The sequence below is a fragment of the Serratia sp. (in: enterobacteria) genome (genome assembly GCF_046715635.1).
GTDB lineage: Bacteria > Pseudomonadota > Gammaproteobacteria > Enterobacterales > Enterobacteriaceae > Chania.
In genome coordinates, this window is record NZ_JBKJYW010000165.1 from 1 (window position 1) to 9707 (window position 9707).

Consider the following 9707-nt stretch of genomic DNA (forward strand, 5'->3'; position numbering starts at 1 on the left):
CCTTTACCCAGAATACCGGGCCGTTGGCGAGCGCCATATCACGGATCGTCCCGCCGCCGACCGCGGTCACTACCCCCAGTACCAATACGCCAAAGGGATCCATCCGTAATTTACCCGCCAGCAACACGCCGGAAATGGCAAACACCGCAGTACCAAGAATATCCAGCCAAAATACCATCAATGGATCTCCGCCAATTGACTGCATAATGATTGTGCCGCCAGCATGATACGTGGCCCGGCACGGTTAAACCAATCTTCCTCTAGCGCCACGACCGGCACGTCCAGTTGTGGGCCCCAAAAGGCTTTCACATTGGCGATCTGCTGGGTGCCACCGCTGATCACAATAGCCTGCGGTTTACGCACCAACACTTGCTCACGGCTCACCTGCGGCCAAGGCACGGGGCTATCGGCAAAGATATTCTCTGCGCCGCACAAGGCCAGCACCTGGCTTTGCAACGTGGCCGCCGAACTGGTGAACAGCGGTTGGGTGCCAAACTGTAGCAGCACTGGCCTTGGCGAATTGCTGGCATAGCGCGTTTTCAGTTCCTCTACCTGTTGGCGGAGGCTGGCTGCGGCCTGATGTGCCTGTTCTGGATGAGGGCTGTACTGCGCCAACGCATCCAGCGACTGGGCGATCTCGTCAATATTCTTGGCATCCGCGTAGAAAATCGGGATGCCGAAGGAGGCGAGCTGATCCAATACCCGCTGGGGGTTACCGCCACGCCAGGCGAGAACCAGATCGGGTTTTAACGCCAGGATCCGCTCCAGGTTGATCCCTTGCCAGGAGGCGACCTGTTCCAGCTGTTTGGCGGCAGGGGGATAATCGGAGTAAGCGCTGACGGCCAGCAGGGTATCCCCCATACCGGCCGCGTAGGCAAGCTCCGTGGTGCTCGGTGCCAGGCTGATCACCCGTTGGGCGGCGCTGGCAGGCAGCACCATTCCCAGGATCAGCCAGCTCAGCAGGGCGCACAGACGCAGTTTCACATTAACCGCGCTTGGCCAGGTCTTGCAGCATGGCATTGACCATCAGCGAGGACTGCTTGGCGGCTACCGCCAGGAACTCGTCGAAGCTCATATGGGATCCACTATCGGCAACGTCGGAAATAGCGCGTACCACTACGAATGGCGTGCCAAACTGATGGCAGACGTGGCCAACGGCGGCGGCTTCCATCTCGACGGCGGCCACGGTTGGGAAGGTGTTGCGGATGCGCGCCAGAGGCTCGGCACCGTTGATGAAGGCGTCACCGCTGCAAATCAGGCCGCGTACCGCGTTCAGGTTAAGCTGTTTGATGCAGCTTTCTGCCAGTGCGATCAACGCAGGGTCGGCAACGAACGCTGCTGGGCAACCGGCCATCTGGCCTGGCTCATAGCCAAAGGCGGTCACGTCGGCGTCGTGGTAGCGCACTTCTTCAGATACGACGATATCGCCCACTTTCAGCGTAGCGGCCAGGCCACCGGCGGATCCGGTATTGATCACCACATCGGGCTGGCACTGTTCCAGCAGCAGGGTGGTACCCAGCGCCGCCGACACTTTACCGATGCCCGACTTGAGCAGGGCGACTTCCACGCCGTTGATTTGGCCGGTATAGATCTCACAACCCGCACGCTGAAGGGTCTGGCGGTTCGCAATTTGCTCGCGCAGCAGGGTGACTTCTTCTTCCATTGCGCCGATGATGCCTACTTTCATAAATAATACTCGCTGATAGGGTATGGAAATTGCGCCATAGTCTATCATGGCTCTGAAAGAGAGATAATCCGCAATAGCGTTGCATCCGCCGCCGGGAATTGTTATCACGGCAGGGAATGCGCAACGGGAGGAGAAACAGATGTCCGGGATTGACTTTAAGCAGAAGATCAGCTTTCAGCGGCCTTTTAGCAAGCCGATTGAAGCCGAAGAAGAGTACGACATCATTCGCCAGTTCGAGAGCGATCGCGGGCGCATCGTCAATTCTGCGGCGATACGCCGTTTACAGCAGAAAACGCAGGTGTTTCCGCTGGAGCGCAACGCGGCGGTGCGCAGCCGTCTGACCCACTCGATGGAAGTGCAGCAGGTGGGGCGGCATATTGCCAAGGAGATCCTCAACCGCTTCAAGCAGGACCAGCGTATTGATGCGCTCGGCCTGAGCAAGCTGCTCGATCCTTTCGAGAGCATTGTCGAAATGGCCTGCCTGATGCACGACATCGGTAATCCGCCGTTTGGCCATTTCGGCGAGTCGGCCATCAACGACTGGTTCCGCCAGCGGCTCGATCCGGCCAGCTGTGGCAGTGAGCCGGGTAGCCACGATCGCTGCCAGGTAGAGGTGTTACGCCTGCACGAAGGGGAGAGCGATCTTAACCGTCTGCGCAGTCGTATCCGCCACGATCTCAGCCATTTTGAAGGTAATGCTCAGGCGATCCGCCTGGTCTACACGCTGCTGAAGTTGAACCTGACCTATGCCCAGGTAGGCTGCATCCTGAAATATACCCGCCCGGCCTATTGGGCGAGCGATATTCCCGCCAGCCACAGTTATCTGATGAAGAAGCCAGGGTTTTATCTGGCCGAAGAAGCCTTTGTCGATCGCTTGCGGCGCGAATTACATATGGGGGAGTTCGATCGTTTCCCGCTCACCTATATTATGGAAGCCGCCGACGATATTTCTTATTGCGTAGCCGATTTGGAAGACGCGGTAGAAAAGAACATTTTTACCGTGGAGCAGCTCTATCAGCATTTAACCCAGGAATGGGGCGAGATTGCTCCAGGGGATCTGTTTGATAAGACCGTGGCCAGCGCGTTTCGCAAAATTGAGCGCAGCGGGGCGCGCCGCAGTTCGGAAGATCAGTTCTTTATGTACCTGCGGGTATTTACCGTCGCCAAGTTGGTTCCCCATGCGGCCCAGCGGTTTATCGATAATCTGGATGCGGTGTATCACGGCCACTTTAACGGGGCATTGCTGGAGGATGCCAGCCCGGCTTGCCGCCTGCTCGCTATTTTCAAGAACGTCGCGTTCAAGCACGTGTTCAACCACCCGGAAGTGGAGCAGTTGGAACTCCAGGGTTACCGGGTGATCAATGGCCTGCTGGACATTTATAGCCCGTTGCTGGCCATGTCGCAGGCCGATTTCAGCCAGTTGGTACGGGAAGACAGCCACCGGGCGTTCCCGATTGAAACGCGGCTGTTTCACAAGCTTTCGACCAAACACCGCCTGGCCTATGTCGAGGCGGTGGAGGGTTTGCAGCATCTTTCGGCTGAGCAGCAGGCGATCCGGGAATATTATTTCCGGGCGCGGTTGTTACAGGATTATATCAGCGGCATGACCGACCTTTATGCCTATGATGAATATCGTCGTTTAATGGCCGCAGAATAAAATCATGAGATAATTCTCGCTTATTTTGGCGGGATAGCGCTCAAGCTGGAACATTATTTCGAGTTTTGTAAAGACCGACAATATTTGTTTACTATTAGCCAGCCGCACCAGGGGAACTTCAGCTAATCAGCAGGCTCTTACTAAGCACCAAGACCCGGTATTCCTTTTGAACGACTTTTAAGAGACACACAGATGAAGATGAAAAAAACAGCACTGGTTTTAAGCGCCCTGGCTTTGAGTATTGGTTTGGCAATGGGTCCGGTAACTACCGCCAACGCCGCAGAAACGGCTTCTGCCTCCACTAGCGCCCAACCGTTGCCAAGCCTGGCACCGATGTTGGAAAAAGTGATGCCTTCAGTGGTAAGCATTAACGTGGAAGGAAGTGCCGCGGTGGATGCGAAAACGGTACAGCAAATGTCGCCGTTCTGCCAGGATGGTTCACCCTTCCAGGGTTCCCCAATGTGCCAAGGTGGCGCACCGGGTGGGCCAACTACCCAGGAAGCCTTTAAAGCCCTGGGTTCAGGCGTCATCATCAACGCGGACAAAGGCTATGTGGTCACCAACAACCACGTGGTAGACAATGCCAGCAAGATCACGGTGCAATTGAGCGATGGCCGTCGCTTTGACGCCAAGGTGATCGGCAAGGATCCGCGTTCTGATATCGCGTTGATCCAGCTGAAAGACGCCAAAAACCTGTCAGCGATCAAAATGGCCGATTCCGAGCAGCTGCGCGTGGGTGATTACACCGTGGCGATCGGTAACCCGTATGGCCTGGGTGAAACCGTGACCTCCGGGATCGTTTCTGCCTTGGGGCGTAGCGGTTTGAACATTGAAAACTACGAAAACTTTATCCAGACCGATGCGGCGATCAACCGGGGTAACTCCGGCGGTGCGTTGGTTAACCTGAACGGTGAGCTGGTTGGCATTAACACCGCGATCCTGGCGCCGGACGGCGGTAACATCGGTATCGGCTTCGCTATTCCAAGCAACATGGTGAAAAACCTGACCTCGCAAATGGTGGAATATGGCCAGGTGAAACGCGGTGAGCTGGGCATCATGGGTACCGAGCTGAACTCCGAGCTGGCGCAAGCGATGAAAGTGGACGCCCAGCGTGGCGCATTCGTCAGCCAGGTGGTGCCGAAATCCTCCGCTGCCAAGGCCGGTATCAAGGCCGGTGACGTGATTGTCACTATGAACGGTAAAGCCATCTCCAGCTTTGCGTCGTTCCGTGCCGAGATCGGCAGCTTGCCGGTGGGCACCAAGATGGCGCTGGGTATTATCCGTGACGGCAAGCCGGTGACCATTGACGTAACGCTTGAGCAGAGCAGCCAGGAGCAGGTTGATTCCAGCAATATTTACACCGGTATTGAAGGTGCAGAACTGAGCAACAGCACCGACAAAGTGAAAGGCGTGAAGATTGAGAAGGTGAAACCTGGCAGTGCAGCTGCGCGCATCGGGCTGAAAAAAGGCGACGTGATCATGGGTGTGAACCAACAGCCGATCAATAACTTGGGCGAACTGCGTAAGGTGCTCGACAGCAAGCCTGCGGTGTTGGCGTTGAACATCCAACGTGGCGACTCGACGCTGTATCTGCTGATGCAGTAATATCATAGCGATATCGCACATAGGCACGCTTCGGCGTGCCTATTTTTTTGCCCAGCGCTTCAATAAAATAAAAGCCAGTAGCTATTTTTACGCTAGTAAAGTTAGGTTGGAAGATACAACCTAACTTTTTTTTAATATAAAAAACCACTGAGATTATTAGTTATAAACGACAGTAAAGTTCGTAGTAGAGTTTGCCACACCAGGAGTAATGGTATCTGAAAAACCGACATAGCGAGAAACAAAACGTAATTCGTTAAAGCCAGCATGTAAAGTAAAATCAGGTGAGGCCTGAAAAATAGGAATAATAGTCGTCATTGTTTCATTGGTGATTTGGATCCCCACACCAGTAGCAACATTACTTTCCTGCGTCAATGCCAAAACCTTATTATCACTGGTGGCGGGCGTGCCATCAAACTTTACCAGTGCAGTTTTACCATCTACAGCGGCAGGACAGTCCGTTAATCGAATAGAGAAATAAACCGGGTTGGAAAATCTCCCTGTGTTGCCGGAGCCTTCTTTGAGGTTAGAGGCATGCGCGGTTCCCATTACCACGGTCAACGGATTAGTCATATCGTTTTCCACCGTACAGGCGACATCCGTAATGCTTCCGGCGAAGTCAACTTCTCCATCGGCCGCTGCCACATACGAACTTATTGAGAGGCAAGCTGAGGTTAAAAATAGTGGTAAAAACTTATTCATTTCTCTTCCTTGTGATGTTTTTATTTTGGTTGAAAACCAAAGTCATCGTAATGGGAAAAAAACCAAATAACACCTTATTAAGTGTGATTAAGATCAACTAATGAAGTTAATGGGTAAAAAAGGATAACTCTGACATCATAATTTGATAGCATCGATGATTTAAGTGCTGAGCGACCTAATATAAGCTTCCGCTATGCATTTTTTTGAGATAAATTAAATGTGGTCATGGCGATTGTTAATGAAAGTGATATGCCATGGTTAATTATAAGTAGATGGCATGGTAATAAACTATTGCCTAAATGATAAAGGAATAATGCGCTTTCTTCTATGGTGAAGAAAGAGGATGACTACATAGAAGCCAACCTAAGCCGTATACGGGTCCGTACGTACGGTTCTGTGATAAGGATGAAGTGGTGACGCCTCGCTTTACTCGATAGGGCTAAAAACTGTGAGTTTGAGCACAAACTCGTGCCCGGCTAAAACGCATTTGGGCATCTGCACAATGTGCCCGTAGAGGCGCGTCGGTATGCTGAACGTTGGTTTATCATCCGACGGGGATAAGACGCAATGGCGGAGTATCATCTTGATGCCAAGCTAGCCAGGGAAATTGTCGCTCGCACCATGAAAATTATTGATAGCAATATCAACGTGATGGACAACCGGGGCCGCATTATTGGCAGTGGCGACCCTGAGCGGCTGGGGGAACTGCATGAAGGGGCATTGCTGGTGCTATCTCAGGCCAGGGTGGTCGCTATCGACGATGCCGTTGCCCGTCATTTGCACGGCGTTCGGCCCGGTATTAATCTGCCGTTGCACGTTGACGGGAATATCGTTGGGGTCATCGGCCTGACCGGCGATCCGCTGCAACTGCGGCAGTACGGTGAACTGGTCTGCATGACCGCTGAAATGATGCTGGAGCAGGCGCGTTTGTTGAGTATGTTGGCGCAGGACAGCCGCTTTCGTGAAGAGTTTGTGTTGAATCTGATCCGTACGGAGGAGCTGTCACCGGCCTTGATGGAATGGGCGCACCGCCTGGGAATAGATCCCAACCAGCCCCGCGTCGCGGCGGTGGTGGAGGTGGATAGCGGCCAGTTGGGGGTCGATAGCGCCATGGCCGAGTTACAGCAGCTACAGGAATTGCTGACGCTGCCAGAGCGTGACAACCTGATCGCTATTGTTTCTCTCAGCGAGATGGTAGTACTCAAACCGGCGCTGAATCACCACGGGCGTTGGGATGCCGAGGCCCACCGGCGGCGAGTGGAGAATCTGCTGGTACGGATCAATGAAAGCAGCCGTTTGCGAGTGCGTATTGCGCTCGGCAACTATTTCATTGGCCCTGGCAGTCTGGTGCGTTCCTACCGCACTGCTCGTACCACCATGGCTGTTGGCAAGCAGCGCATGCCTGAGCGGTGGGCCTATTATTATCAGGATCTGATGTTGCCGGTGTTGCTTGGCAGCTTGCGTAGCGGTTGGCAGGCGGATGAGCTGGCGCGGCCACTGGAGCGTTTGAAAGCCATGGACGGTAATGGTTTGTTGCTGCGTACCTTAAATGCCTGGTTCCTGAATAATGTGCAGCCCACCGCGACCGCCAAGGCACTCTATATTCACCGTAATACGCTGGAATATCGTCTCAATCGCATTTCTGAACTGACCGGGTTGAACCTGGCCAATTTCGATGCGCGTCTGTTGCTGTATGTGGGGTTACAGCTGGATGAGGATTAAATCCTTTGGGGAGGCACGTTATGTCCCCTCACCCCAACCCTCTCCCACAGGGAGAGGGAGCTGTACGGAGCGCATAATCAGCCCGTGCAGTTTCGGAAAGTCGGGAGTAAAAACAAGAAAGGCGAGGTCTTACGCTAAGCAATCAACGAACTCGATCGGTTCCCTCTCCCTTCGGGACCACAGGGAGAGGGAGCTGTACGGAGCGCATAATTACCCCGTGCAGCTTCGGAAAGTCGGGAGTAAAAACAAGAAAGGCGAGGTCTTACGCTAAGCAATCAACGAACTCGATCGGTTCCCTCTCCCTTTGGGAGAGGGTTAGGGTGAGGGGTATCTATTCAGGTCACCGGTGCCGGGTTAAATACCGCCAACGTGTTGAACAAACCCCATCGATCTGACCAGGTTTGTTTGCGGCCGCTGGCGATATCCAGGATCAGTTCAAACAGTTGCCAACCCACCTGCTCAATGGTCGCTTCCCCGGTGGCAATGGTTCCAGCGTTGATATCGATCAGATCGTGCCAGCGTTCAGCCAGCGCGCTGCGCGTCGCCATCTTGATTACCGGCACGGCAGTCAGGCCGTAAGGGGTTCCCCGGCCGGTAGTGAACACTTGCACCGTCATGCCAGAAGCTAATTGCTGCGTGCCGCAAACAAAGTCGCTGGCAGGGGTGGCGGCATAAATCAGCCCACGTTTGCTGGGGCGTTGGCCGGGGGAGAGCACTTCGACAATCGCGCTACTGCCTGATTTGGCAATCGAGCCTAATGCTTTTTCCACCACGTTGGCCAAACCACCTTTCTTGTTGCCGGGCGAAGGGTTGGCGCTGCGATCGGTTTGTCCTTGATTGAGGTAGTCATCATACCAGGCCATCTCCTCCAGTAAGCGCTTGCCAACTTGTTGATCGGCGACACGTGGGGTTAACAGGTGGATGGCATCACGCACTTCGGTGACTTCGGAGAACATCACGGTTGCCCCGCAGCGTACCAGCAGGTCGCAAGCAAAACCCACCGCCGGGTTGGCCGTTACCCCGGAAAATGCATCGCTACCGCCACATTGCATCCCCACTACCAGCTCTGAGGCTGGCACGGTTTCCCGCTGGCGGCGGTTCAGGCGTTGCAGGTGCTGTTCTGCAACGGCCAGAATTTCGGCCACCATGGCCTGAAAACCAACGTATTTTTCATCTTGCAGGCGCACAATCCGGCTTTCATCCACGGAGATGGGGTGTACATCTGGGGTTCCCTGCAGCAGGCGTTCCGGCTGCAACTTCTCGCAGCCAAGTCCCACCACCATCACTTCGCCGCCAAAGTTCGGGTTGAGGGCCAGATTATGTAAGGTGCGGATAGGGACCACCGCTGCGGGAGCGTTGATGGCGACGCCGCAGCCATAGAGATGATTCAGACCCACCACGCCGTCGACGTTGGGGTATTTGGCCAGCAGGTCGCGCTCAATGACTTTCACCACATAATCGACCACACCAGCTACGCAGTGCACGCTGGTGGTGATAGCCAACAGGTTCTTGCTGCCAACGCTGCCGTCGGCATTACGGTAACCTGCAAAGGTATAACCTTCCAAGGGCGGTAAGACCGGGGGCACATTGTTGGCTAGCGGTAGGCTGGCCAATTCTGGCGCAGGGGGAAGTAGCACCAGCGATTCATCAATCCAACTACCCCGGTGAATATCCCGCACGGCAAAACCAATCACTTCGCCATAGCGCAAAATATGACCGCCCTGAGGAATATCTTGCAGCGCAACTTTGTGCCCTTGAGGAATATGTTCCAATAATGTCAAACCGCAAGGGAAGGCTGCCCCTTTAGGCAGTCCATGATCATTAACCACAATGACAACGTTATCTTGCCGATGAACCTGAATATAGCGTGGTAATTCTTTGTTACTGCCATCTGCATATTCGGACATAGTGAAACCTCACGCATTCTGACTTAGGTACGCCGTGGGTAATAATCGAAACTCTGGCTCAGCAAAAAGCATAACATTCGCTATCGTGCTGGGCATTGTGCAAATGACCTGGATTAGGCGTTTTTCCAGACGTCAATCTTTGGCATTGTGCTAATCCGCTGTGAGATAGCTCACGCAACCCTGGGATCCGTGAACCAGCCCGCGCACGATTGGGCATACGCCATAAATAAGCCGCCATATTGACCCTGTTATTGGGTTATTTGCCCGATGAGTCCCGGCAGTCGGTTCCCTATACTTTTCTCCACCAAGCGTTAATGCGTTTAAAAATTGCCGATGCCGTATTAATCGAACTGCTCAAAAAAGGCTGCAATTTAATTTAAACCTTTCGTTCTGAGATATTTTTAGCGGTTTTTCAGGATGAATATAGTAA

General features: G+C 53.8%; 8 protein-coding genes. 3 read left to right on the top strand and 5 right to left on the bottom strand.

Annotation, left to right across the window (positions count from 1 at the left end; genetic code table 11):
- The 3 genes from ACLQ7H_RS08240 to mtnN form a co-directional block, all read right to left on the bottom strand.
- The coding region (locus tag ACLQ7H_RS08240; protein WP_411752248.1) for a TRIC cation channel family protein at window positions 1–181 on the bottom strand (181 nt) is incomplete at its 3' end.
- Window positions 178–984 (bottom strand): vitamin B12 ABC transporter substrate-binding protein BtuF, encoded by an 807-nt coding sequence (gene btuF, locus ACLQ7H_RS08245; RefSeq protein WP_411752249.1) that lies wholly within the window; start codon window positions 982–984, stop codon window positions 178–180. The genes btuF and ACLQ7H_RS08240, both read right to left, overlap by 4 nt.
- A 1-nt stretch (window position 985) precedes the next feature.
- Window positions 986–1687, bottom strand: coding sequence for a 5'-methylthioadenosine/S-adenosylhomocysteine nucleosidase (gene mtnN, locus ACLQ7H_RS08250; protein WP_411752250.1), 702 nt, complete (start codon window positions 1685–1687; stop codon window positions 986–988).
- Window positions 1688–1826: 139 nt separating this feature from the next.
- Here mtnN and dgt point away from each other — a divergent pair, with 139 nt between their 5' ends.
- Together dgt and degP are read left to right on the top strand one after the other, a co-directional pair.
- Window positions 1827–3344 carry a dGTPase gene (gene dgt, locus ACLQ7H_RS08255; RefSeq protein ID WP_411752251.1) on the top strand — a complete coding sequence of 506 codons (1518 nt, stop codon included), beginning with the start codon at window positions 1827–1829 and terminating at the stop codon, window positions 3342–3344.
- Window positions 3345–3542: 198 nt separating this feature from the next.
- Complete coding sequence (degP, locus tag ACLQ7H_RS08260; RefSeq protein ID WP_411752255.1) at window positions 3543–4949, top strand: serine endoprotease DegP; 1407 nt, start codon at window positions 3543–3545, stop codon at window positions 4947–4949.
- A gap of 156 nt (window positions 4950–5105) precedes the next feature.
- Here the strand turns inward: degP and ACLQ7H_RS08265 are convergent, their stop codons facing one another.
- Window positions 5106–5648: a fimbrial protein gene (locus ACLQ7H_RS08265; protein ID WP_411752252.1), complete on the bottom strand. Its 543-nt coding sequence runs from the start codon at window positions 5646–5648 to the stop codon at window positions 5106–5108.
- 567 nt (window positions 5649–6215) lie between these two features.
- Between ACLQ7H_RS08265 and ACLQ7H_RS08270 the strand changes: the two genes are divergently transcribed.
- Entirely contained in the window at window positions 6216–7370 is a 1155-nt protein-coding gene (locus ACLQ7H_RS08270) for a CdaR family transcriptional regulator (RefSeq protein ID WP_411752253.1), read from the top strand.
- Window positions 7371–7705: 335 nt separating this feature from the next.
- Here ACLQ7H_RS08270 and garD read toward each other — a convergent pair whose 3' ends face one another.
- On the bottom strand, window positions 7706–9277 hold the full coding sequence (gene garD / locus ACLQ7H_RS08275; protein WP_411752254.1) for a galactarate dehydratase: 1572 nt from the start codon (window positions 9275–9277) through the stop codon (window positions 7706–7708).
- Between the last annotated feature and the right edge of the window lie 430 nt (window positions 9278–9707).

Excerpts from the sequence above, each read along its gene's own strand:
- garD (WP_411752254.1), bottom strand. The coding sequence starts at position 9,277 with ATGTCCGAATATGCAGATGGCAGTAACAAAGAATTACCACGCTATATT.
- ACLQ7H_RS08265 (WP_411752252.1), bottom strand. The coding sequence starts at position 5,648 with ATGAATAAGTTTTTACCACTATTTTTAACCTCAGCTTGCCTCTCAATA.
- degP (WP_411752255.1), top strand. The coding sequence starts at position 3,543 with ATGAAAAAAACAGCACTGGTTTTAAGCGCCCTGGCTTTGAGTATTGGT.
- ACLQ7H_RS08270 (WP_411752253.1), top strand. The coding sequence starts at position 6,216 with ATGGCGGAGTATCATCTTGATGCCAAGCTAGCCAGGGAAATTGTCGCT.
- dgt (WP_411752251.1), top strand. The coding sequence starts at position 1,827 with ATGTCCGGGATTGACTTTAAGCAGAAGATCAGCTTTCAGCGGCCTTTT.
- mtnN (WP_411752250.1), bottom strand. The coding sequence starts at position 1,687 with ATGAAAGTAGGCATCATCGGCGCAATGGAAGAAGAAGTCACCCTGCTG.